A 25,629-nucleotide genomic window follows, 5' to 3' on the forward strand; every position below is an offset into this window, starting at 1 on the left:
AATTATGAACTAATCGTACATATTTTTACGATTTTTTTAAATTGTCAGAAAATTACGACCATATTGTCACTAGAGAGTGCATAATTGTCCAATGGCAAACGTTGTCCTGAAGTCTATACTTATGTTAGATGATTGATGAAGGAGGAAAAAATGAAAAAAATATTAATATCACCATCAAAGTATGTACAGGACAATGGCGCATTAAAAGAACTTGGTAAGTATACACTTCAGTTCGGAAAGAAAGCTTTATTAGTAGCATCATCAGATGATGTGAATAGGGTAAAGGATGCGATTGATGAAACAATTAAGAATTATGATGTTACTTTAGTAGCAGGTACTTTCGGAGAAGAATGTACAAGTGAAGAAGTTCAAAGATTAGCTGAAGTATGTAAAACAGAAAGCTGTGACGTTGTCATTGGCCTAGGTGGCGGTAAAGCCTTAGATACTGCAAAGGCGGTAGCCAATGACGGCTTGTTACCCGTTATTACAGTACCGACGATTGCTTCTACAGACGCACCATGCAGTTCATTATCAGTTGTATATAATGAAAAAGGTGAATTCCAAGAGTACAGATTTTATAGAAGTAATCCAGATCTAGTATTAGTAGATACAGAAGTTATTGCAAAAGCTCCAACAAGATTTTTAAGAGCGGGTATGGGAGATGCTTTATCAACATATTTTGAAGCTAGATCTTGTGAAAGATCATTTGCAGAAAATATTCCAGGTGGTAAAAGTACAAAATTAGCTGTTGCTGCAGCAAGACTTTGCTATGAAACTTTATTAGAGGATTCAGTTAAGGCAATTGCAGCATCTGATAGAAATGTTGTAACACCAGCACTTGAGAATATCATTGAGGCCAACACATTACTGAGTGGCATGGGATTCGAATCGTCAGGTTTAGCAGCAGCACATGCGATTCATAATGGTTTAACTGCTTTAGAAGAAACACACTCTTACTATCATGGTGAAAAAGTTTCATTTGGTACTTTAGTACATTTAGTATTAGAAAATGCACCAAAATCTGAAATTGAAGAGGTAATTGCATACTGTAAATCTGTGGATTTACCAACAAGTCTAAAAGATTTAGGTGTTGAAGAAGTAACAAATGAAAAAGTAATGGCAGTTGCTAAGCTTGCTTGTGCACCTAATGAAACAATTCATAATATGCCGTTTACAGTTACTCCAGAAGATGTTTATTCAGCTATATTTGTTGCTGATGAGTTAGGAAGGTAATGATGAAAAAAATAATTAATTCACCTGAATCGGTTGTGATAGAAATGTGTCAAGGGATGGTAAAGGCTCATCCTGAACAATTAGAGTTCAACAAGCGTCATAAGCTTTTAATGAGAAAGAACTTAAATAAAAATAAGGTAACTCTAATCAGCGGTGGTGGTTCAGGTCACGAACCAGCACATGCAGGATATGTTGGTAAGGGTATGCTTGATGTAGCTGTTTGTGGAGATGTGTTTGCTTCTCCATCAACCATTCAAGTCTACAATGGTATCTTAGAGTCGGAATCTGATAAGGGAACGCTTTTAATCATTAAGAATTATTCTGGTGATATTATGAACTTTGAAGCAGCTGCTGAAATGGCAGAGGATGATGATATTACAGTAGACAAGGTCTATATCAATGATGATGTTGCTGTAAAAGACAGTTTATATACAGTTGGTAGAAGAGGGGTAGCTGGTACAGTATATGTACATAAAATTGCTGGAGCAGCTTCTGAAGCCATGAAATCTCTGGCTGAAGTAAAAGATGTGGCTAACAAGGTAATTGAAAATACAAGATCAATAGGTTTTGCCTTATCTTCATGTACAGTTCCAGCAAAAGGAACACCAACATTTGAGCTAGCAGAACAGGAAATTGAGTTTGGTGTAGGTATCCATGGGGAACCAGGTACTGAAAGAAGAACAATTAAAACTGCAGATGAGCTTGCAGCAGATTGTATCAACAAGTTGTTTGAAGAAAACATATACAGTAAGGATGATGAAGTAGCCTTAATGATTAATGGATTTGGTTCAACGCCTTTACAAGAGTTATATGTTCTAAACAATTCAGTTGCAAAGTTACTTGAAGATAGAAATGTAAAGGTTTATGACACAATGGTTGGTAACTTTATGACTGCCATTGATATGGAAGGTGCTTCGATTACCATGTTGAAGCTAGATGATGAGTTAAAAACGTATTTTGATGCACCAGTAGATACGATAGCAATAAAGAGAGGTTAATAATGAGTGTTATAACAACAGAAGGTATGATGAAGGCTATTAACAATATGGCAGATATTATCATAGAAAATGAAGTTTACTTTTGTGAGTTAGATTCTGTGGCTGGCGATGGTGACTTCGGTATGTCAGTTTCTAAAGGTTTTAAACAACTGAAAGAAGAATGGGATGATCTCAGTCAGGAAACGATCGGTAGCTTTTTAAAGGATGCTGGTATGATCATTACTGAGTATTGTGGTGGTGCATCAGGCCCAATCTGGGGTTCTGCATTTAGGGCAATGGGTAAATATGCTAAAGACAAGGATTCTTTAACAGTTAAAGAGCTTGGAGAAATGCTTGATGCTGCTGTTGCTGGTATCCAAAAGCGTGGCAAGGCACAACTTGGTGATAAGACGCTTTTAGATGCATTAATTCCAACTGCCGAAGCTGTTAAATCTGCTGATGAGACTTTAAGTGTTCGAGAAGCATTTACAGAAGGCGCAAAAGCTGCTAGACTTGGCGCTGAAAAGACCAAGACTATGGTTGCCTCAAAAGGTCGAGCATCTTATGTTGGTGAACGAAGTTTAGAACATCCTGATGCTGGTGCCATGGCACTGGGGGTAATTTTTACAGAAATGATGAACAGATAAGTTGAGCCTACGTAAGTAGGCTTAACTTATTTTTTGATTATGTTTAAAAAGATGCCTAACACCTGTGAATACTTATGTGTAGCATGATAGATATGTCACAAAACAGCTTATATTTGTCAATATTAAATAGATTATGTCAATATGAATTATTTGTTTCAACCCTATATGAAGGTAGAATTTAGTTACAAGGCATGTAAGTATAGGAGGGGAAAATGGAGACAAATCAAGTGAGTAAAAAAGTATATTGGCTAAGGGTCATCCTATTAGGATTCTTCCAACCAATGGTTTATTTTGTACCGTATATGTATTATACATTAGGTAATCAAATGGCCGATTATTTTCAAACCGATCTACCGACAATAGCGGGTTTCTTATCGTTATATGGTTTGATCGCAATGATTTCTTATGTACCAGCAGGTATCTTTACAGATATAGTAGGTGCGAAAAAAGGAATCGTATTTTCAATGTTATCTACTACAGCTCTGTTAGTATGGTATGCGACAACTAGCTCAATTGCTCAACTGAAAATCATTATGATTTTACTAGCAATCACAACTATATTTACATTCTGGTCGTCTTGGCTTGTAGCTCTTGCTAAAGCAGGTTCTGACAAAGATCAAGGTAAGTCATTTGCATATGGTTATACTGTCGTAGCACTTGGTAACATCGTAATTGGTTTAGTAGCAACTGCAATTGTTGGTAACACACCTAGTAACATTTCATTATTAGTATATATTATTGCTGCTATACATTTAGTTGGTGCTGTTGTATTCTACTTCATCTTACCAAATAATATTGGAAATTCTGATGATGAAGAAAGTAAGTTTAAGTTGGCTCATTTAGCAGAAGTCATCAAGACGCCTGGTGTTTGGTATGTAGGTATTGTTGTATTCGCATTCTATGCATGTCTTGCGACAACAAACTCTTTTAACCAGCTGCTTTCAGAAGGTTTTGGTATGTCTGATGCACAGGCTTCGTTTGTAGCTGTATTTAGAGCAAACGGCTTAGGTTTAGTTGCTGGTCCAATTTTGGCTACAATCGGTGTAAAAATGAAATCCAATGCCAAACTTATAAGAATTGTTGCTGTTATTGAGGCTGTATTGATTGCTGTTTTAATGTTTACACCTCTAAACAAGTCTTTGGTTTTAATGGCGATTACAATAGTATTAATGGTTGCATTTTTACAGCTTGGTGTTAGATCTATCTACTTCGGTCAAATGGCTGAAGCATCAATTCCAAACCATATTTTAGGAACTGCAACAGGTGTAATTTCAATTCTTGCATACTCAGCAGATACATTTATTCACACATGGGTAGCAGGTTTTATTACAAACGCAGATGGTTCTTGGAATGCCAGTGGTTATACCAATGTCCACATGTTACAGTTTGCCTTACTGGCAATAGGTTTTGTTTTCACGACACTGATCATTAGACAACAAAAGAAAATGAAGGGTCAAAAGGAAGCTGAACTTAAGGTAGGTTAATCATACAATTAATTGATAGTATCACGACATTAACAAACTGAATCTAAAAATAAATATAAAAATGAGCAAGCTTCACTGGCTTGCTCATTTTATGTTAGTAACTTTTATGATGTAATTTTCGGTATTCGGTTGGCATAATTTGAGTGACTTTTTTGAAGTCTTTACTAAACTGATGAGGATAAACGTAGCCCAGTTCTCGTGAAACATCGGAGATCTTGTATTGTGTGTTAATAAGTAATTCCTTGGCTCTTTCTATCCTATACTTGAGTGTATATTCAGTCAGATTGATTTCAACTTCTTTTTTAAAGAGTCTACATAGATATGATTTGTTCATATCTAGAGCTGTAGATAACTGCTGCAATGATATGGTTGGATTGGTTTCAATCAAAGAAATTGCCTGTTTGATTTTAGGTGAATAGTTATTGTCCTTTTGTTTAGCCAAGTAGGCAACAATTGTTTCAAATTTGTCAATGTACCAAGCTTCAATGTCTTTTATATGAGAGAGTGATTCAATTTCATCTAAAGACAAATAATCACGTCCAAACACTTTTTTAGTACTTAATTGATTGTTGTTCAAAATCGATTTTAAGCATGAAAACAGGCATATATGCAAATAGTTGAGATAACTTAGCTGTATAAAGCCATTTTCATTTGTGTCAAAGAGTCTGTAAATGACTTGTTGTATGCTCACAAGATCCAAGTCCTCTATATAGCTTGACAGTCTTTTTAAATTATTGTCAATAATTTCGTAAGTAAGATCAGTTGAGTATTTAGTATCATCAGCAAAGAAAATAGGGTTAATCTTAGAAGGAAGTAGATTTTTACTCACGTTTTTAACATGCTGATACTGTGTTTTTATTTGGTCTAATTTCGTAAATGGTTGGCTTATAGTAATCATGTACAGATCAACCACTTCTTTTGTAACTTTGACTATTAGGGCTGAAATGGATTGACACTGCGTAATAAACTTTAATCGACTTGGTCCTGAAGAAACTTTAGTGAGGATGACGATGTTTCTATTGTGTATATTTAGGATCATTTGGGATGCTAAAACACCTCGTAAATTTTCTTCTAACTTCTTGAGTGCCTTATAATCAAGGGGATTCGTAATAAAAGCACTTAAGAAGTTGAGCTTTAATTGAAATAAGACATATCTTTCTGCTGGTGACTCATTTGCAAAGTGCTGTTTCAAGAGTTCTAAAGAAGGTTCATGTATGGTGTCTAAGAGCTGATGCAGACCTGTTGAAAGATTCTGATTGAGTTTTTTTCTGTTAAATAAAACTTTGGATTCTTCTGCTAGAAGACGACTGAAAAGATTTTCTAACTTGTTGATATCTAAAAGATCTTTGACTAAGTAATCGTAAGTGTTTAAACGAATAGCTTCTTTAGCATAAGAAAAGTTTTCATGACAAGAAAGAATAATGATTGGGGTATCGATGCCATCTGCTCGAAGCTTTCTAATCATTTCTAAGCCATCCATGAGGGGCATCTGTATGTCAGTAAAAATCAAGTTGGGTTTGATGGTCTTAATTAGATGATAACCATCAAGCCCATTTTCTGCATGAGAAATTGAATTTATATCAAGGTCTATTTGATCAAGAAGAATCTCCAATTTTCTTATGGCTAATGCTTCATCATCAATGATAACAATATCAAACATTTTCATATCCTTTCTTTGGAATGTCTATATATACAATGGTACCCTTATTAGGTCTACTTGTGATGTCAAAAATAAAATCATCCTTGTAATATAGTTGAAGTCTTGTTCTTATATTACTGAGTCCGATATGACCATAGCCCCTGTGGTGAACGACTTGATCATCCTCGTTTTCTATCTTACTGACATCGAATCCGATGCCATTATCTATGATGGTAAATCTCATTCTGTCTACATAACTTTCTCCAGCTAGAGAAATGATGCCGCCTTGCTGTTGGCTGGCGAGTACACCATGGAAAATTGCGTTTTCAACCAATGGTTGTAAGAGGAACTTTGGCAGTTGTAGACCAGATAAATCAGGATCCAATGTAGATTCAAACTCGAACTTATTTTTATATCTAAATGACATGATTTTTATGAAATGATCGATACATTCAAACTCTTTTTTTACTGTATAGTTATTGTTCTTTGGCGTCATACTGAGTCTAAACAAGTAGTTCATAGACTGAATGGTTGATGCAATTTCGTGATTTTTATTTTCAAGTGCTATGCATTCTAGTGCATTCATGGTGTTGTGAATAAAATGTGGATTTATCTGAGCTTGTAATAGACTGAGTTCTAAAGCAACATTCTCTTCATGTTCTTTTTGGTTTTCATTCATGAGCTTCTGAATATGTACAAATAAGTTGTTAACACTGTCAGTCAGCTTCTGAGTCTCATCTGTAGAAGTATGTTCTATAGGCTCTGGCCATTCATTATTTTCAAACACTTTAAATGAGTCCATAACCTTATATATTGGCGATGTTATTTGTTTTGATAATAAGGCGTTTACTGTAAAAGTAAAGATCAAACTTATAAAGCCAATTATTAAAATGTTTAAACTGATGTCATTGGTTTCATCAAGAATGAAATCATGTAAAACCAAGCCGACGATCCTCCAATTTGTATATTCATCTAAACTATCTTCATACTTGAAATGGTGTCCTATTTTTAAATAAGGACTTTTTTCTTGGTTTTCGATAATTTTATTTAAAGTAGCAGAAGAAGTCTTTGATTTGTTAAAGGCAATCATATGATTGTTTTCGTCTAGAATGGCCAGAGCGTCGAAGCTACTTATGTTGGATATATCAAAATCTTCAAATAACCAGTTTTTCTTAAATGAGATTAATAAATAACCATTTTGTCTTAAAGTATCGGTATTGATATATTTCATAAAAAACGAAATATTATCTTTACTGTCCGTTATATGAATTTCAGGATTTAATGGAAAAAGTGTGGGTTTTGAAAACTTGAAACTTTGACCACTGCCAATGAAGTCATGTAAGTCATCATAGTTGCTGATAATTTGGTCATATGGAGGTAAACGATAGTTGGGATTGATAACATGACCTTTGACATCAAAAATAAAAATACCATTGACCATGGGATAGTTTTTAACATACTCACTTAAGATAGAATCAATTTGATTCTTTTCCTTTGTCGTTATGGTGTTCGCCATAAGCGTCTGAAGGGTAGGGTCGCTAATGATATTGTATCTGATTGAATACAGATCACTTATCTTTGAATCTATTCGTTCAGATTGTATTTCAAGATCTTTTCGAGCATTGATTGAGAGTTGTTTTAAGAGGGCTGTTGTTGTCATATTGTTGATAACAATCAAGATAATAAGAAGTGTTAAAAACATAATAAGTGTAAAGTTAAAAGTTATTTTCTGTTGTATTTTCTTTTGTTTAGTTCTCTTTTTTGCCATATAGCCTCCATAAAATTGTTCTCATAATATCATAGAAAGAAAAAGGTGTAAATGAAAAGACAATTGGAAGGCGATAAAATCTGAATATTGAGTCAATCATGAGTTAATAATGTCAATATTGATTATTTTATCTCTTTCAAATGCTTGTTAGACTAAATGTGTAATCAATTGGTTACTCATGTATTAATATAATTGACGTTTAGATTGCGGGAAATCGTTTGCCGCAAGTATACATGCCTTGTTACGACGTTAATGAATCTTAGTATTTGAGTAAACCATTTGAGTAAATCAAATAAAGGAGATAATTATGGTAGCTATAAATACAGATTATAAAAATGATATATCAAGTATTCCTGCAATTGAAGAGCAACTAGACAACATTGCAAAAGCTGGTTTTAGTCATGTACAATGGGTCCACGACTGGCAAAGTGAGTATATGTATTGTGACATTGAAATGGTGCAGATTAAGGAAATGCTTGATAAACATAAGTTCCAGCTCAAGGGTATCCATGCTACTGAAGGTGGTACAAGGGCAAGAATTGTAGATGGGAAATTTACTTTTGTGAATCGTTATAGAAATGTTGAGAACAGAAAAGACTATACATCTCTAAATGAATATACGCGTCTAGCAGGTGTTGAGCTAATCAAAAATAGGGTAGATTTGGCCAAGGTTATTGGCGCTGAGGAAATCATCCTACATATGCAGATGCCATGGGAAGAATTAAGAGCTTCAGAAGAGTTTAAAGAAAAGTACTGGGCACAAACACTTAAATCTTTTGATGAGTTGGAAGTTTATTGTAAAGATAAAGGTATAAAAATTGCAGTTGAAAATGTAATCTGTACACCTTATGAAGATCAAGTAGAACAGTTTGACAGATTGTTTGAAAGATATGATTTTGATTTTATGGGATTTTGTTTTGACTCTGGACATGGTTCTATCACAAGTCATGATGATTATCTAGCATTTGCAAGAAGATATCAAGATAGAATCATCGCCTTACATTTACAGGATACACATGGTATCCCTATTGATCTAAGAGATGATGATGTTCAAATACTCAAGCATGATAGTCATATGGTTCCTTTTTCAGGTTTGATCAACTGGGAAGACTTAATGGAAATCGTTGCTGGTTCTCCATATAAGCTGCCAATAACATTAGAAGTAGGTGTTGGCGGCAAAGATTATGATGAAGAAATTAATAACTTGGTTGACGCTAAAATCAAGGGCCAGCAATTGAATGACATGGTCATTAAATTTAGAAATGAAAAGTAATTTTTAGGGATAACTTAGTTATCCCTTCATTATTAAGGAGGACTAATGTTAAAACGTATTGATAAATGGATTATCATACCTTCTTTGTCACTGTTAACTTTTTTAAGTCTACAAATTATCTTTAGACCAGAAGAAAGTAAGGCCTTTGTATATTACTTAAAAGATAATTTACTCTATCAATCCGGTTTCTTATTCACATGGTATGGTGTATTTGCACTTATATTTGTCTTATGGATAGCCTTTAGTAAGTATGGAAAAATAAAATTAGGTGATTCAAGCGATAAGGTGGAATTTAGTAATTTCTCATGGGCTGCCATGCTCTTTTGTGCGGGTATTGGAGCCAGTATCATATATTGGGGAACTATCGAATGGGCCTATTATTATAAGGCACTCCCCTATGGTCTTGCAGAAGGCTCTTTTCAAGCTGCTGAGTTAGCTGCAACTTATGGTATATTTCATTGGGGACCTACAGCTTGGGCAATATATCTAGTATCAGCAAGTGTCATTGCCTATATGTTTCATGTAAAAAAAGTATCTATTTTAAGAATGAGTGAAGCTTGTAGACCAATATTAGGAGAAAAAACAAATGGGGTCATAGGTAAAAGTATAGATATTCTATTCATTATTGGTTTGTTAGGTGGAGCTGGTACTAGCTTAGGCTTAGGTACACCCTTAGCAACAGAAGGCATAGCTAAAGTGTTTAACCTTGAAGTGACCAGGTCTATGCAATTAATGGTATTATTTCTTATAACATCACTTTTTATGTTCAGCGCCTATTCAGGCTTAAAAAAGGGTATAAAAGTTTTAAGTGATATCAACATGCTTCTTGCAATTGCTCTACTTATTTTTGTTTTCTTGGTCAGTGATAAAATCTTTACATTGAATATGGCTTCAACGTCATTAGGGCTTCTTGTAGATAGATTTCCAATTATGATGACATGGTTAGATCCGGTTGGGAAATCCGGTTTTCCACAAGACTGGACTGTTTTTTACTGGGCATGGTGGATAGCTTATGCACCTTTTATGAGCTTGTTTATAGCTAAAATTTCAAAAGGTAGAACCATTAAAAACATGTTACTGGGTGCCATCGTATTTGGTTCTTTAGGTTGTGCTGTCTTCTTTATTATTTTAGGCAATTATGGTCTAAACATTCATTTAACAGGTGTTTTAGATGTCATCTCAAGTCTGGATCTTCAAGGTGGGGCAAAAACCATTATCGAAATTTTTTCTACAATGCCATTTGCAGAATTAATAGTCAGTATTGTAACACTTGTTTCAATCATTTTTATGGCAACCACTTTTGACTCGGCTTCTTATGTAATTGCTGCAACAGTTCAAAAGGACATTAAACAAGATGAAGAACCTATTAGATGGTTAAGAGTCCTTTGTGCATTTACCCTGTCGGTTATTCCAATTGGTTTTATCTTAATGGGGAGCGACTTATCCATATTGCAGACTTCGTCCATTGTGACCGCCATGCCTGTTATGATTATTGGTCTACTGACAGCATTTTCCTTTGTAAAAGAAGTCAAGACACATACCGCAATAAACCAAGAAATGGTAGTCCTAGTCAAGTCAAAAGAAGAAGTGCTATAATATATTTAGAGTGAAAGGTGGTTTCTTTGAAGGGGTGGAAGTTTAAAGTTCTTTTTTTATTGAGTATTATATTGTTATCTGCATGTAATAACTATGAGGAAGTGACTATTGAGGAAAAGGTGGAGGTAAGCTTTTGGTATGGACTTGAAGGCAACTTAGGAGACTATGTAGAAGAACTGATATATGATTTCAACAACTCACAAGATTCAATTGTTGTTAAAGGGCACAGACAAGGTAATTATTCAGATACATTACAAGCTTTAAAAATTGCTATTGCAACTAACTCGGAACCATCTGTTGCCTTGTTGGAGCAAAGAGGCGTGGTATCTTTGATAGAACTTGAAGGCTTACAAGCACTTAATCATTTAACCAGCGGAAGTGATGCAATCAAGATAGAATCCGTACCTGACCAGTTTCTAGATGTATTTATCCAGAATGATAACATATACAGTTTTCCCATGTATGCAACAGTCTGGGTGACTTATTTACGTGATGATTTTGTAGATAAATATCTTGTTAATGAACCTGTAGAATCATACCAGGATATCATGAAAATTTTAATAGAAGAACAGTCCAAGGGCAATGCTATGTTCTTTGGTTTGATTAATGAAGAAACAACGCTTATTAATGCTGTTATGTCTAATGGTGGCAAGTTTATAGATGAGAATTTAGAAAATGTTTTAATTGATGATCCTAAGTGGATTGAAGTATGGGAACAGTTTAGAATATGGATACATGAAGATAAAGTTATCAAATATTATGAAAAAAATCTTGGGTGGGATGATTATTATGAAGTACTAAATGATGTGAAATCTGGGCGTGCAATTGGCAATATAAGCTCTGTAAGCGACAAAGATATTTATGACAAGAATGAGATTTCAACTAAACTTCACTTGTCATGGCAGAAACACGATTCGTCACCAGTAACATATGCTATAGGGCTGGTCATTCCTAAATCAATAGATGATGACGAACGACAAGCAGCGGGGGAGTGGATAAAATACTTAATGAGCTCAGAAGTTAATGCTAAATGGATAGCTAAGTCTGGTTATTTACCGGGCAATGAAGCTGCTTATGACACTGAAACCTATCAGAGAGCTGTTACTGAAGATGAAAGGCTAAATATCTTTAAGGAGCAGTTGTCTCATACTAGTAAGCCTTATTACGATCCAACAGGTGGTAAAATAAATGAAGCAATTGTAGAAGCAGCTACAAGGCTGATTAATCAGAATATATCTGCTGAAAATGTTTTAAAAGAGGCTAAGGAAAAAGCTCAGAAGGCTTTAGATGAGGCAAATAAAAAGTGAGAAATCATGTTTCATAGTTTTTTGTAACTTTTGTTACATATCATACTCTACTATTGTGGTATAATAAATAAAAAAGAGAAATGGAGAGAGTATGAGTAAACAATTAGCGCCGATACATTATGGTTTGTATAAGAAAATCGTATTATTTGAAAATATCGAAAGATTGATGGTAGAAAAAACGGATAGAAGTGAAGGGCATAAGATCTTAGTAGATAGATTTGGTGACTATGTACCTTTAGCACCTCTTGAAAATATCATTGACCATAACAACATTCATGGCTGGCTTCAAAATGTTATAAACACAGCTGAAAAGAGACAAGCTTCTTTGGTATTTGCACTTATGAATGCTGATACAGGTTTACTTGAGAAGGTAAAAGAAGCCTACTATGAAGTTGGTTTAGAAACAGGTGGCTTTTTCAAGGCTGAATCTGCTATAGAGGCCTTTAATCATTTAAACACTGTTTTATTAGATGGTATGCCTTGTGATCGTGTCAACAAGGTGATTGAGCAAGATGAAAACAGAGTTCAGTGGCAAACAGATACTTGTGTTCATACTGATAACTGGCAAGGTCAGGGTGTCGATGTATCTCTTTATTATCAGTTCAGACAAGCATTTACAAACGGTTTTATGAAAGGTCTGTCTGGCGATTATATCTACAAGTTTTCTGATGAATATAAAATGCATGAAATCAAAAAGATCTCCTAGGAGATCTTTTAAAATGCCACCATTTGTGGTATTGAATTATGCTGCTTTAGAAATGGACTTTTCTTCATGAACATATGGTTTATAAACAAAACCTACTACAGCTGCAATAATAAGAATGACTGCTGCAGAGTTAAATGCGATTGCATAAGAACCTGTAATATCAGCGATTTTACCACCGATCATTGGTCCTACTGTACCACCAACACCCCATGCAGAGAACATAATACCATAGTTAAGTCCAAGATTTTTAGTACCATAGTTATCGCCACATGCTGATGGGAATACAGATAACATAGCACCGTAAGAGAAGTAAATCATACATGCTGCTGCAAACACTGCTAGGTAACCATTTAAACTATGGAACATAAAGAGTGATGCCGCTTGTAAAATATAAAGTAAAGTCATTGTCTTTCCACGACCCAGCTTACCAGAAATACTGCCTGCCATTGGTCTACCAAGTGCGTTTGCAATAGCTGCAAAGGCAACCAATTGAAAGGCTGCTGATTCGCCAAGTGAAACTTTTACAATTGACTTAAGACCACCGATTGTCATTAAGCCACCAGTTGCACCAGCAAAGAACATAAACCATAACATGTAAAACTCTTTTGTCTTTAACATTTCTTTAAAGTTTAAATCGTATACTTTTTTAGCCTGTGCCTTAGGGCTATTAGATACAGCAGGTGTATCTGGGTTTTTAACCAGTTGTGCCAGTGGAATTGTGATGATCAAGAACAAAAATCCTAATAATCTAAATGATGTAAAAACATCATAATTTGAAAGAAGATACTTGCTCAGTGGTACAATGTAAAGTGATGCCAAACCAAATCCACCTACAACAATACCTGTAATCAAACCTTTTTTCTCAGGTGCAAACCATTTAACTGCAGGTGGTGTCGTTGATGCATAACCTAAACCGATACCTGATCCAGCTAAGATACCAAATGAGAATACAAGTCCCGGTAAAGATCTTAATGAACCTGCTAAGATACAGCCTATACCAATAAGTAATCCACCAACTGTTGCAACGATTCTTGGTCCGAACTTGTCTTGAAGACGGCCTGCAGGAATCATCATCAATGCGAACATGATGATGGCAACTGTATAAGGTAATGCTGATTGTGCCTTAGTCCATCCTAATGAGTCCTGTAATTGACCTGCGAAAATACTCCAGGCATACAAGACGCCGAATGCCAGGTTGATACCTGTACCTGCTAGAACAACAATCCAGCCTCGTGTGTTTTTATTCATTTTTGCCTCCATAACTTTTTTAGCCTCAAAATAATAATAAATGCATCTACTAGAATACGGTGTGAAAACGTTTTAGTCAATCAATTTCTACTATAAAAGTGTAAATATATCGGTATGCAGTTATACACTTGGTTTGATGTCGTTTTAAAAAAGAAAAAACTGGATTTTCCTTATATGTATTTTATGTATGTATTTTTAAATGCTAGATAAGTATTCTATTTATACTTGTATAGTAATCATTTATATTTTTTATACTCACTAGTTTAAGGTTTCATAATTTCAATTGGAAAAAGACCCTAGCCTAATGGATAATTAGAGCATATGAGGGAGGAAGTATCTATGATAAAAAAAGAGTTACCAGAAATTTTCGAAGAGTTTTCAGAAGCAAGAAGAAATGGCTTTATAACTGCAAAAAAGTTTAAAGAACAAGACAGACCGATGATTGGTACATTTTGTACATTTATGCCGCAAGAGATTCCATTAGCAATCGGGGCTGCTACAGTCTCTTTATGTGCAACAAGTGATGAGACTGTTGAGGAAGCTGAAAAAGAATTACCGAGAAACCTTTGTCCACTTATTAAGTCGAGTTATGGCTTTGGTAAGACTGACAAATGTCCGTATTTCTACTTTTCTGATCTAGTTGTGGGCGAAACAACTTGTGATGGTAAGAGAAAAATGTTTGAAATGATGGGTGAGTTTAAACCAGTTCATGTTATGCAATTACCACATAATCCTGTACAAAAATACTCAAGAGATATGTGGAAAGACGAGATTATTTTATTAAAAGAAACGTTAGAAAAGCAGTTTGATAAAATAATTACAGATGACCAAGTTAAAGAAGCCATTGTTCTTAAGAACAGAGAAAGACAAGCGCTTAAAGATTTCTATTCATTAGGTAAGTTAAATCCACCTGCAATCTCTGGTTTAGATTTGTTAAAGGTTCTTTATGGTACGACTTTTAAGTTTGAGAAAGAAGATACCATTAAAGAGTTAACAGAACTTACTGCTAAAGTAAAGTCTGAATATGAAGCCGGAGGTAAACTAGAAGCTAAACCTAGAATTTTAATTACAGGTTGCCCTATTGGTGGTGTAACAGAAAAAATCGTTAAAGCCATTGAAGACAATGGTGCAACAGTTGTATTCTATGAAAACTGTATGGGTGCTAAGGCAGTAGAGGATCTAGTTGATGAGAACAACGAAGATATCTACGATGCACTTGCTGAGAAATATTTGAAAATTGGATGTTCATGTATGTCTCCAAATACAAAGAGATTTGAATTATTAGACAGAGCCATTAATGAGTACCAGGTAGATGGCGTTGTAGAAGTAATTTTACAAGCTTGTCATACATATGCAATTGAAGCTAAAAACGTAAAGGATTTTGTTAAAGACGATAAAAATAAGGCTTATATTTCAGTAGAAACTGATTACTCAACTTCAGATGTTGGTCAATTAAATACGAGAATGGCTGCCTTTATTGAGATGTTATAATGTACTCTATTGGCATAGATTCAGGTTCTTCAACAACCAAAGGTGTTCTTTTCGATGGTGAGAAAATCATCGAAAGAGTCCTTGTTTCGACAGGTCCCAATCCAAGAAGAACCATTAAGGAAGTTCATGAGAAACTTTATAGGGAAAATGCTTTTACTGTAACTACAGGTTATGGTAGAGCCTTGTTAGAAGACGCTGATAAGCAGGTGACTGAAATTACTTGTCATGGCAAGGGTGCTGCTTACTTATCAAATGATATCTCAGTTATTGTAGATATCGGGGGCCAAGATAGCAAGGTCATCCTTTTAGATGAAGATGACAACATAAAAGACTTTCTTATGAATGATAAGTGTGCAGCAGGCACAGGCAGATTTGTAGAAGTCATTATGCGGATCTTACATGAAGATTTATGTGATCTAGATGATTATGTTGTAGGTGCTGAAACTATTAAAATTTCAAGTATGTGTACTGTCTTTGCTGAAAGTGAAGTAGTCAGTTTACTAGCTGAAGATGTACCTGGTCCTAATATTGCGATGGGTGTTATTCATTCTATCAGTAACAGGACAAGTAACTTAGCCAAAAGACTACCTTTAGGTGGAAGGGTATTCTTCTCGGGTGGTCTGGCAAGAGTTGAACATGTAAGAAAAGCACTTGAAGAGGCACTTCATTTAGAAGTTGTGACACATGAAGATGCACAATTGGTTGGTGCGATTGGCGCAGCTGTTATAGGTTATAAACATGTAAAGAGACGATCAACTTGATCGTCTCTTAATATTTCTAATTTTTTTGTCTAAAAGTAATTTGTAGGAAGCACCTAGAAGTATCAATAGAATAACTGTTATCATACCAATGATTTCATAGGGAACAACAAAACCAGCGCTTGTTTTAACAGGTTCTACAGATTCAAATGCTTTTAGGTTGTTTGATAGATGTAAGACTATAAAGATGATAGAGTCAAAGTTCATGGTGCCTCCTTAATTCATTATCATTATAGTGATGAATTATTGTTAAAACCATAACAATTTGTATCTTTATAGATTAAGAGGTACGTAGATGTCCATTTCACAATAGGTCTTTGAACATTTTCTTGAATCGATGTATTCAAAATACCCATAGTCACATTTTTTTATGTCTGGATTGTCTCTTAAGTACTTGTCTCTGTAGTCCCATATGGTCTTTAAATGTTCCCAGGTGATATCAATGGGATCAAAGTTGCCAATAAACCTAAAAACAATGTATGTCTGTTCAGGGATATCAATGGCTTGATACCTATCAGGCAGTATACTGTCCTCAGTTATTTTTAAACCTGTGTAGTAATACGTCGCCATGTCATCAAGTGGATCCGGTAGAGTGTAACCGTAATAGTCATTATTTCTAACTGGATTTTGAATGGACTTTTTATGGTTAAAATGAAAGTCTCTTGCCAGCCTAGATGGTTTGTATTTAAACTTATCTTCTAAAGTTACATGATGACGAAGACCACCAATTTTAAAAGCCGGCAAGCGCTTGAAAACAGGTTTAACAATTAAGGCATCTTTTATCTCGAATATAAAAGACAAATCTAGCTTCGGTGTGATTTTAATCTCTTTTGGATGGTCTCTGTAGTATTTAGGAGACAGGCCAAACTGTTTTTTAAAAGCACGTGAAAATGACTGTTCATAATCATAACCATTTTGGAATGCGATTTGACTGATGGTCATAGAAGATTCACTTAGAAGCTTTAGACAGTGATTAAGTTTTCTTGCTCTTGCATACTCAATTAAACTGATGTCGGTGATGGCTTTAAAGATTTTCTTTAAATACGATGTAGATAAGGATACATGACTGGAAATGGTGTCTGCATCCATGGGTGAATCAATATTATCTTCTATGTAATCAATGGTATCTTGAATGTATTTCAGTGTTGGATTATAAGTCATAATTTCCCCCTATAAGTGAAACTATTATATCTTTTTAACAAAAGACTATCAATATTTTAAAGTCTTTGTTTCAAAAGCTTAAAAGATTAAGAAATCTTAAGCTTGAGTAAATCCTGGATTAAGGCTGGTAATTTATTCTTAGTATAATTGAATTTAAGGAGGCATTATGAATCGTATATTTAAAATTGGCATCATCTACTTGATTTTAAGTCTTATCTTAGAATCATCATCACTCTTATTAGGTGCTTTACCCCCTAGTGTGACCATATATTTTGGACAGTATATTACTATTCTTTTTCCAGTCATAATCATTGCATTTGCATTTAAGGTTGATAAGTACCGTTTTAAACTTAAGAGCTTTAAGTTGACGACCATACCTTATTTGTTAGTCATCTTCTTAGCTGCTCTTCCTATCAATGGCTTTTTAGGCAGTTTAACAACTTTTATCTTTGGAGAAAATCCAAATGGCATAATGGCTTTTACAGAATCACTTACAGTTTTGCCGCATCAGGAGCTCTTTATCATGGCTCTAACCCCAGCTATATGTGAAGAGATGATGTTTAGAGGTTTGTTATTAGATAAGAAGTCAGGCCTTAATATGCATGGCTTAGCGCTCTTAAGTGGTCTTATGTTTTCTCTTTTTCATGTCGGTTATGACCAACTGATTTACACCTTTGCCTTAGGTGTTATATTTGCCTATGCAGCCATAATAAGTGGGTCTATTTTTCCAGCCATGATTCTACATTTTCTAAACAATGGTTTTGGCACCATTCTAACAATGATCATAGGACCTGTAGAAGCAACAGAGCCAGTAGTCAATGAAGTCGTGACATTAGCTTCTTTATTACCTTGGTTTTTAGCTGCTCTTCTAGGCGGAACCATCATAGTCTTCGTTTATCGAAAGTTGATAAGCCTTTATGATTATGATGACAAAAGAAGGCTAGAAGCAAATAAGGATGATTTGGACTTGTTAAATACTGAGCCTAAGTTTATTACTTATACACCACAGACTGTCATGTTCCTGTATGTCATAATAGCCAATCTTATATAAAAAGTTTGGTTATTTGACAATATTGAGAGTGACTGATTTCGAAATTTCGAATTGTATCTTATAATACATGTTTTATTGCATAAGACCTGAATAATATGACTCAAAAAGATAGTTTTCTTGCAAAAAAGTAGGATTTTCCCCTTAAAAGTAAAAAAATAATAATAATCGCAAAAAAGTGTTTTCAAATGCCTAGAAAGTCGTTATTATGACTATAGAAGTATTATTTAATTTACTAAAGACCTTAGGGTCTATTATACAAGGGGGATGTTATGACAAATTCTATGGTAGCAAGTCATGCTAAATGGCCTGCAAAAGCAGATGCGATTTTTGCTATAGCTGGTAAAGCTCAAGAAGCTATTAAAAAGCATGGTAAGGAAAATGTAACAAATTCTACATTAGGTGCATTAATGGATGACAACGGCAAGTTAATTGCATTTGATTCTGTATTTGGTACTTTAAAGGCTATGCCTAATGAGAAAATTTCTGCTTACGCACCAATTGCTGGTATGCCACAATACTTAGAAGCATCAGTTGAAACATTATTTGCTGGTTACAAGCCAGATGCTCACATTAGAGCGGTTGCTACACCAGGTGGTTCTGGCGCTTTAAAAATCGCTATGTGGAACTACACTGATCTAGGTGATGAAATTCTTACTTCTGACTGGTATTGGTCTCCATATAAGACGATTTCAGAAGAAGCAGGCAGACACATCAAAACATTTAAGCTTTTCACTGAAGACGGTCACTTCAATGTTGCTGACTTCAAAGAGAAGTTTAAAGAAATTTTAAACAGACAAGATCGTATTATGGCGATTCTAAATACACCTGCTCAAAATCCAACAGGTTATTCAATATCTGATGATGAGTGGGATGAGATTTTAGCATTTGTTAAAGAAGAAGCTAAAAATCCTGAAAAGAAGATTGTTTTATTAGTAGATACAGCTTACATCGATTTTGCTGGTGAAAAAGATGAAAAGAGAGCGTTCTTCTCTAAATTCTCTAACTTACCAAACAACATCTTTACAATGGTAGCTTACTCAACTTCTAAAGGTTATACAATGTATGGTCTTCGTCTAGGTGCAATCATTGGTATTTCTTCAAATGAAGAAATTGCTGATGAGTTTAACATTGCTGCACTACACTCAGGTAGAGCAAACTGGTCAAACGGTAACAGAGGGGCTATGTTAGTTGTTTCTGAGATTTACAACAACAAAGACCTACTGGCTCAGTACACGACAGAGAAAGATGAGTGGAAGGGCATTTTAAGAAGAAGAGCTGAAGCTTTTGTTGAGGCAGCTAAAGAGGTAGATCTTGAGTTGTTACCATACAGAGATGGTTTCTTCGTATCTTTACCTTGTGACAATCCATATGAAATCAGTGATGCTTTAACTGAAAAGAACATTTTTATGGTACCACTTGCTAAGGGTGTAAGATTTGCAGTTTGTGCAGTATCAGAAGAAAAATGTAGAAAAGCACCAAAAGTTATTAAAGAAGTAATGGATCAATTAAAATAAAGAATCTAACCCTGTGTTTAAACATGGGGTTATTTTTTTGTCTTCATATCTACTAGATTGGTGTTAAATCCAAGTAGGAATGGGTATGAATTAGCTATATATGATCATCTTGAGAGAAGGGAGATAGACATGAAGAAACTTGCATACCTTATATTAAGTTTTTTAATGATGTTTCTAGTATTGGCCTGTGATGCAAATGATCCAGTCAGTACACCTGAGGTTCAAGAAGTTATTGAAGAAAGAGACGATTTGGTCATCAGGGTTGGTGTACTTAATGAATACAGTCCATATATAAATGGCAAAGATGACCAGGTATCTGGACCCTATGTTGATATAATTACTTCATGCTTGGAGTCTTTAGGATATGAGTATGAAGTCATGGGCTTGCCGTGGTCGAGGCTTGTAAGTTCTGTGAAGGCCGGTCAAGTCGATTTAGCTTTTCCTTTCTTTTACAATGTTGAGAGAGAAGACTTCTTGGTCTACTCAAGTGAAGCCATTGGTTTTAGTCAAATAGAGTTCATTTCTTTACAAGAAAGTGGTATCGAATATTATGGAGAGTTCTCTGATTTAAGTGGTTATACCATTGGTGTTGTACAAGACTACTTCTATACCAGTGATTTCATGCAGGCGATTGATGACAATCTAGTAAAAGTGGACATTGCCATAACAGCAGATGAAAACATAGACAAGCTTTTACAGGGAAGAGTTGATTTGATAGTTGAAGATTACGCTGTTGTGAAAGAGTACTTAAGCGTAAGAAATATCGAAGATAACTTGATGTATCTTCAACCAACTTTAACAAGTGACTTCAATTATCCCATCTTTAGAAAAAGCACCGAAATGGATGACTTTATCATCAGCGTGAACAAGGAACTGAAAGATATGAAGTCTGACGGCAGAATATCTGAAATATACGTAGCCTATGATATGACATACTACAATGATGTTTTTGTAGACTTAGAGAATGAAAGAGATTTCTTTGATCAGTTAGAAACACTTCGGATTGGTATACTTGGCGAAACAAAGCCTTATGCTTATTATGAAAATGATCAACTCATTGGCTTTGGAGTGGAGTACACTGCAGAAGCCCTAGATAGAATCGGTGTAAACTATGAGTTTGTAGATATTCCATTTGCAAGAATGCTTCAAGAACTTGAAAAAGGTAGCTTGGATATAGCAACAGACTTGTACTTTAAAGAAGAACGCAGTGAATATGGTTATTATCCTAAGTTGCCATATGCTGCTTATCCGACAGTTCTCTTTAAAAAGTCATCCATGGAAATAGATTATTCAGGTCGTGTAGAAGACTTGAAGCCTTACAAAATTGGTTATATCAGAGATTATTATATAGGCCTGCTAGAGCCTTATAAAGACGATGAGACTTTTAATTTTATAATTGCAGATACACCTGAAAAAAATATGGAAAACTTAAAGAATGGACGAGTAGATTTAATAGTTGATATAGAGTCGACAGGTAAAAATATTTCTATGGAAATGGGCTTACAAGATAGTGTAGAAGCCTTGATGCCACCTGTTCATTATGATTACTCTTACAATGTCTTTTCAAAGGCTAAAAACTTACAGCCGCTATTGGACAAGTATGAAATGGCTGTAAGAAGTATGCACCATGATGGCACTGTAGAAAAACTTGCGAAAAAATATGGACTACCTTACTTGGAGTTTAATGAATTTAAATAGAATGAAATGGATGAAATGATGAAAAAATCTTCTTTATTAAAGCTCAACAAAATATGGAAGAAGTTAGCACTGGGCGCTATCTTAACAGTGCTATTTATCATGCTCATAATGAATGTCATCATTCAACGCATCAACTCATATTATCACAATGCTGAGTTTGAAACAGACTTAGAATCTATGATAGATGTGGCAGCTTCATCACTAGAGGAACCTCTTTGGAACTTAAACGAACAAACCCTCATCAGCATATGTGATTCTTTCTTTAAAAATGATGCTGTCAGTCAGATTGTTGTTAAAGATGTTTCACTAGGTATCTTATTTGACAGAAAAACATATGGCTTCCAGCATGAAAGTGACCTTTTGACAAAAAAGACGAAAGAAATAGAGCATAATGGTCAAGTGATAGGATCTGTAGAGTTAACCATGACAAGATATTTCATCGAACAGCAAATTACAAGATCTTATCAGATTCATCTTTTAGAGATGGTTCTTTTGATCGCCTTCTTAATCATGACTCTGTTCGTCACCATTACCAAGGTTACAAAGCCCCTTACGAGCCTAAAATCTGCTTTGGAGTCTGTTGCTGAAAGTGAAGATGATGTGCCACAAATGGATATTAGAAGCGATGATGAGATCGGTGATCTTTCAAGAAGCTTTAATATCATGAGCTATAAGATTATAGATGCCAGAAGGGCCATTCAAAGTTTAAATGAAGATTTAGAGCATAAGGTAGAAGAAAGAACAGAGGAATTAAATTTAAAAAATGCAGAACTTATAGAATCTCTTGAAGTTATCAGAGCAACAGAAGAAGAACTCTTAGCCAGCAATAAGAACTTATCCAATACTCTTACTGAGCTTCAAGAAGTCCAAGAACTCCTCGTGGAGTCAGGTAAAATGGCCCTCTTAGGAGAACTTGTAGCAGGTGTTGCTCATGAAATCAATACACCGATAGGTGTGAGTTTAACAGTGAGTTCATTTATTGAAAGAGAAGTGAACCGTCTAACTGATAAAGTAAATGAAAACACCTTATCAAAAAAAGAGTTTCTGGAATCCCTAGGGAGATTAGAAGAATCATCAGCTAGTATCGTTAGAAATCTATTAAGAGCGGGAGAGTTGATTACAAGCTTTAAACAAGTTGCTGTTGACCAGGCAAGTCATTCTATCAGGATATTTAATTTTCATGACTATCTTAATGAAACGATAAGAAACTTACATTCGAAGTTTAAACATAGAAAAATTGACATTGTGAACGAGTGTCCAGAAGATATTACTGTGGTTTCTTATCCGGGAGCCTATGCTCAAATTTTTACTAATCTAATTATGAATAGTTTACTTCATGGCTTTGATGAGGATGACTCAGGAATTATTAGGGTGAATGTAGAAAAGCATGATGATGATTTGATAATCCGTTTTCATGACAATGGTCGAGGTATTGAAGAAGCATATATCAAGAAGATTTTTAACCCATTCTTTACAACAAAACGTGGTGAAGGCGGTACTGGTCTTGGGCTCAATATCACCTACAATATTGCAATAAATATTCTTAAAGGTAATATCGTGTGTCAATCTAAGTTAGGTGTTGGCACAACCTTTATTTTAACTGTGCCATTTCATCATCCAGATATTGATGAAAGTTTATACCATTAAAGGCTGTCTTTACGACGGTCTTTTTTCGTTAGAGCCAAGACAAGTCTTAGTATTGATAATCATTATAACACAAAATGCGTATCTCATTGTGAGCGGGGTAGTAAAAGAATAAGTGTGTTTACTTAGGAGGTCATTTATGTCTAGATTGAAGAAATATAGCGGTGTGACATTAATCGAACTAATTATTGTCCTAGCAATCATGTCTATCATCATAGGCATTGCCATACCTAGTTATGATGCCTATAAAGAAAGAAACGAAAAATTAAAAGATGAGAACTTAGCATTAATGGCGGTTAATGCCATGGTGGCTCATAGAATCAATCAAAGATTAGAAGAGGAACTTGAATCGGATGATTGGAAAACCATTCTTGCGGCTAATAATCTATGGCCAGCGGACCAACAGAATTTAACATCAGATTATTATACAGAAATTGTGTTATCAGGGCCGATAAATGGTGTATGTACTGTAACGCTTGAAGGTGAAGAACCTTTTGTAATTTCAAGAGAGTGATGGTGATATTATGAGGAAAATCTATCAGAAGTTGAAAAATCAATCCGGTTTTACCTATATCTTTGTTATTATTACCTTTGTTGTGGTCACGACAATTGTAGTTGGCATGCTCAACCTAGTTGATGTCAATATGTCACAAGCGATTTCACAAGAAGATACGATTAGAGCACATTATTTGGCAGTGTCAGGATTAGAACTTACATTTGCTGCACTAACGGTCTCACCAGATCATGATGAAGACAACACCTTATCTAACAATCTCTATAAAACAGGCAGTATAGATACCAGAGAAGAACTTGAAGATACAATTATGTTTACAGCAGATGGCTCATCAGGTACAATTCAGAGCAGTGTTGATGGAAGTGTGACAATCAGGGTCTTTGCATTTGAACAAGATGGTAGAAGGTGGGTTGAGATTGTATCTACAGCAACTGTAGCAGATACAGGTGTGACTAAAACTGCTAGATTGCAATTTCTAGTGGACAATCCACTTGTACAAAACAACTTATAGGGGGATGACATGAAAAATAAGCTCCTTAACAATCAAGGATTTTCCTTGATAGAAATATTAATTGTACTGGCACTCACTAGTGTTATAATCATGCTAGGTTTTTCGATGATGATATTTGGACGATCTACCATTAACCGGTCAGTTGATGAGTATGAGTTCCAACATGAAATCAGATCAACCATGCAACAGACGAGTGATGTCATAAGATATGCAACAGCTGTATTTACGATTCCTAAATCAAGTTTTCATAAAGATAATTTAGATGATGGATGGCACTATATAGGCGTTCAGGAGAAGGAAATGTCTCCTGGTGTTAAGGGCAGTGAAATTGTCAAGTATACTTATGAAGAAGGTATTGGTCACACTTCGACTGTCTTATTAGATGCCATACCAAATGTTAACTATAAACTTCAATTTAACAAAAGAGATGAGGACAGTGATTCTTCTCTATTAGAGTTTACAATCAAAACATATCCAATGAGTGATGACGATGACTATGGTTTGTTAGAACCTATAGATGAGTTTATAACAGAAGTAGAAGCGCTTAACTCTTTACAGGTTATTGACTTGAGTTCTCCACCTTATGACCCATCGGTTGCAATCGCCTTTAAGAATACAGAAAGATCTCAAAATTTCGTTGGTCATGTGGCCATGGTTTTAGACAAGTCTACAAGTATGACACGAGATATATATGGTGAAAGAACCAACCGTGAAGATGAAAAGCGTATCAATATTCTCAAAACTGAGGCAAAAGCATTAATTGATGCATTTTCATCAGAAGAGAATATTGACATATCACTTGTACCTTTCTCAGGAGAGGCAAATGACCCAAGGGCATTTCAGAATGTCAATACGAACTCAGCGGCCTTAAAATCCTACATAGATGCAATGGTGGCAAATGGTTCAACGAACACGGGTGATGGTTTAAGAAGGGCCTATTATATGTTGGATGAACATAATGATACCGTAGGCTATTATGTGACACCAAAGAACTATGTGATTGTATTAGTGGATGGTGTTACAACTGCAGCCAGTGTATATGATCCAGATGCAAGTGATGTAGATTTTATTATAAGTGATGGTAATGTTGCTGAAGGAGATCTAGAAAGTAGTCAAGTCTTATGGTCACAAGGATGGGATCTACTTGATGAAGGTACTGAATATGTGGATCTAATTGGCACTCAGTATTTAGCCAAAGACGACTTTGCAAAAGTTTATGTGATCGGTTTTTCATCTAAAAACGGAGATCTAAACAGTCTTCGAGACATTGCACTTGCCTGTAATGCAGAGAATCGCCAATATGTAGCAGGTGACTCTGATGAACTCCAAGAAGTTTTTAATGAAATCAGATCAGATATAGTGAATGATTTATGGTATTTGAAAGGACCTGAATTATAAAGGGAGATGAG

The 25,629-nt window shown here is 35.1% G+C and carries 22 protein-coding genes; 17 read left to right on the plus strand and 5 right to left on the minus strand.

Features of this window, described 5'->3' with window-relative positions; translation table 11 throughout:
- The first annotated feature begins 150 nt into the window (after positions 1 to 150).
- The 4 genes from EZV73_RS02225 (at position 151) to EZV73_RS02235 (ending at position 4,341) form a co-directional block, all read left to right on the plus strand.
- Positions 151 to 1,233, plus strand: a complete 1,083-nt coding sequence (locus EZV73_RS02225) for a glycerol dehydrogenase (RefSeq protein ID WP_240837895.1) — start codon at positions 151 to 153, stop codon at positions 1,231 to 1,233.
- Between the two features lie 2 nt (positions 1,234 to 1,235).
- The gene (gene dhaK, locus EZV73_RS28825; protein ID WP_255812663.1) at positions 1,236 to 2,231 is read left to right on the plus strand and encodes a dihydroxyacetone kinase subunit DhaK; all 996 of its coding nucleotides are present in this window, start codon (positions 1,236 to 1,238) and stop codon (positions 2,229 to 2,231) included.
- A gap of 2 nt (positions 2,232 to 2,233) precedes the next feature.
- Complete coding sequence (dhaL, locus tag EZV73_RS28830) at positions 2,234 to 2,857, plus strand: dihydroxyacetone kinase subunit DhaL (RefSeq protein WP_255812666.1); 624 nt, start codon at positions 2,234 to 2,236, stop codon at positions 2,855 to 2,857.
- Between the two features lie 212 nt (positions 2,858 to 3,069).
- Positions 3,070 to 4,341, plus strand: coding sequence for a nitrate/nitrite transporter (locus EZV73_RS02235; protein WP_240837897.1), 1,272 nt, complete (start codon positions 3,070 to 3,072; stop codon positions 4,339 to 4,341).
- 94 nt (positions 4,342 to 4,435) lie between these two features.
- On the opposite strand, the gene EZV73_RS02240 is transcribed toward EZV73_RS02235, so the two are convergent.
- Both EZV73_RS02240 and EZV73_RS02245 read right to left on the minus strand, forming a co-directional pair.
- Positions 4,436 to 6,001 carry a response regulator gene (locus tag EZV73_RS02240; protein WP_240837899.1) on the minus strand — a complete coding sequence of 522 codons (1,566 nt, stop codon included), beginning with the start codon at positions 5,999 to 6,001 and terminating at the stop codon, positions 4,436 to 4,438.
- The gene (locus tag EZV73_RS02245) at positions 5,994 to 7,748 is read right to left on the minus strand and encodes a histidine kinase (RefSeq protein ID WP_240837901.1); all 1,755 of its coding nucleotides are present in this window, start codon (positions 7,746 to 7,748) and stop codon (positions 5,994 to 5,996) included. The genes EZV73_RS02240 and EZV73_RS02245 overlap by 8 nt, the downstream gene beginning before the upstream one ends.
- A gap of 307 nt (positions 7,749 to 8,055) precedes the next feature.
- Here EZV73_RS02245 and EZV73_RS02250 point away from each other — a divergent pair, with 307 nt between their 5' ends.
- From EZV73_RS02250 to EZV73_RS02265, 4 genes are all read left to right on the plus strand, one after another.
- On the plus strand, positions 8,056 to 9,021 hold the full coding sequence (locus EZV73_RS02250) for a sugar phosphate isomerase/epimerase (RefSeq protein ID WP_240837903.1): 966 nt from the start codon (positions 8,056 to 8,058) through the stop codon (positions 9,019 to 9,021).
- 45 nt (positions 9,022 to 9,066) lie between these two features.
- Positions 9,067 to 10,617, plus strand: coding sequence for a BCCT family transporter (locus tag EZV73_RS02255; protein ID WP_240837905.1), 1,551 nt, complete (start codon positions 9,067 to 9,069; stop codon positions 10,615 to 10,617).
- Positions 10,618 to 10,643: 26 nt separating this feature from the next.
- Entirely contained in the window at positions 10,644 to 11,924 is a 1,281-nt protein-coding gene (locus EZV73_RS02260) for an extracellular solute-binding protein (protein ID WP_240837907.1), read from the plus strand.
- Positions 11,925 to 12,015: 91 nt separating this feature from the next.
- A complete protein-coding gene (locus EZV73_RS02265) occupies positions 12,016 to 12,630 on the plus strand; it encodes a hypothetical protein (RefSeq protein WP_240837909.1) in 615 nt (204 codons plus the stop codon).
- Positions 12,631 to 12,666: 36 nt separating this feature from the next.
- Here EZV73_RS02265 and EZV73_RS02270 read toward each other — a convergent pair whose 3' ends face one another.
- Positions 12,667 to 13,878 carry an OFA family MFS transporter gene (locus EZV73_RS02270; protein WP_240837911.1) on the minus strand — a complete coding sequence of 404 codons (1,212 nt, stop codon included), beginning with the start codon at positions 13,876 to 13,878 and terminating at the stop codon, positions 12,667 to 12,669.
- Positions 13,879 to 14,217: 339 nt separating this feature from the next.
- On the opposite strand from EZV73_RS02270, the gene EZV73_RS02275 reads away from it, so the two are divergent.
- Together EZV73_RS02275 and EZV73_RS02280 are read left to right on the plus strand one after the other, a co-directional pair.
- Positions 14,218 to 15,369 (plus strand): double-cubane-cluster-containing anaerobic reductase, encoded by a 1,152-nt coding sequence (locus tag EZV73_RS02275; protein ID WP_305037105.1) that lies wholly within the window; start codon positions 14,218 to 14,220, stop codon positions 15,367 to 15,369.
- Positions 15,369 to 16,130 carry an acyl-CoA dehydratase activase gene (locus EZV73_RS02280; protein WP_240837914.1) on the plus strand — a complete coding sequence of 254 codons (762 nt, stop codon included), beginning with the start codon at positions 15,369 to 15,371 and terminating at the stop codon, positions 16,128 to 16,130. Before EZV73_RS02275 ends, EZV73_RS02280 begins: the two co-directional genes overlap by 1 nt.
- Here the strand turns inward: EZV73_RS02280 and EZV73_RS02285 are convergent.
- Together EZV73_RS02285 and EZV73_RS02290 are read right to left on the minus strand one after the other, a co-directional pair.
- On the minus strand, positions 16,122 to 16,334 hold the full coding sequence (locus tag EZV73_RS02285) for a hypothetical protein (RefSeq protein WP_240837916.1): 213 nt from the start codon (positions 16,332 to 16,334) through the stop codon (positions 16,122 to 16,124). The two genes, EZV73_RS02280 and EZV73_RS02285, sit on opposite strands and share 9 nt — an antisense overlap.
- 66 nt (positions 16,335 to 16,400) lie before the next feature.
- Positions 16,401 to 17,288 (minus strand): AraC family transcriptional regulator, encoded by an 888-nt coding sequence (locus EZV73_RS02290; RefSeq protein ID WP_240837918.1) that lies wholly within the window; start codon positions 17,286 to 17,288, stop codon positions 16,401 to 16,403.
- 166 nt (positions 17,289 to 17,454) lie between these two features.
- Between EZV73_RS02290 and EZV73_RS02295 the strand changes: the two genes are divergently transcribed.
- The 7 genes from EZV73_RS02295 to EZV73_RS02325 all read left to right on the plus strand — a co-directional run bounded on the left by EZV73_RS02295 (position 17,455) and on the right by EZV73_RS02325 (position 25,618).
- Positions 17,455 to 18,339, plus strand: a complete 885-nt coding sequence (locus EZV73_RS02295) for a type II CAAX endopeptidase family protein (RefSeq protein ID WP_240837921.1) — start codon at positions 17,455 to 17,457, stop codon at positions 18,337 to 18,339.
- Between the two features lie 269 nt (positions 18,340 to 18,608).
- The gene (locus EZV73_RS02300) at positions 18,609 to 19,853 is read left to right on the plus strand and encodes a pyridoxal phosphate-dependent aminotransferase (RefSeq protein WP_240837923.1); all 1,245 of its coding nucleotides are present in this window, start codon (positions 18,609 to 18,611) and stop codon (positions 19,851 to 19,853) included.
- A gap of 129 nt (positions 19,854 to 19,982) precedes the next feature.
- On the plus strand, positions 19,983 to 21,551 hold the full coding sequence (locus EZV73_RS02305) for an ABC transporter substrate-binding protein (RefSeq protein ID WP_240837925.1): 1,569 nt from the start codon (positions 19,983 to 19,985) through the stop codon (positions 21,549 to 21,551).
- An 18-nt stretch (positions 21,552 to 21,569) separates the two neighbouring features.
- Positions 21,570 to 23,198, plus strand: a complete 1,629-nt coding sequence (locus EZV73_RS02310; protein WP_240837927.1) for a sensor histidine kinase — start codon at positions 21,570 to 21,572, stop codon at positions 23,196 to 23,198.
- A 136-nt stretch (positions 23,199 to 23,334) separates the two neighbouring features.
- Positions 23,335 to 23,709: a prepilin-type N-terminal cleavage/methylation domain-containing protein gene (locus tag EZV73_RS02315; protein WP_240837929.1), complete on the plus strand. Its 375-nt coding sequence runs from the start codon at positions 23,335 to 23,337 to the stop codon at positions 23,707 to 23,709.
- Positions 23,710 to 23,719: 10 nt separating this feature from the next.
- Positions 23,720 to 24,220 (plus strand): hypothetical protein, encoded by a 501-nt coding sequence (locus tag EZV73_RS02320; protein ID WP_240837931.1) that lies wholly within the window; start codon positions 23,720 to 23,722, stop codon positions 24,218 to 24,220.
- Positions 24,221 to 24,229: 9 nt separating this feature from the next.
- Positions 24,230 to 25,618: a VWA domain-containing protein gene (locus EZV73_RS02325; RefSeq protein ID WP_240837933.1), complete on the plus strand. Its 1,389-nt coding sequence runs from the start codon at positions 24,230 to 24,232 to the stop codon at positions 25,616 to 25,618.
- Positions 25,619 to 25,629 lie beyond the last annotated feature (11 nt).

This window comes from Acidaminobacter sp. JC074, from assembly GCF_022496765.1.
Lineage (GTDB): Bacteria > Bacillota > Clostridia > Peptostreptococcales > Acidaminobacteraceae > JABXKX01.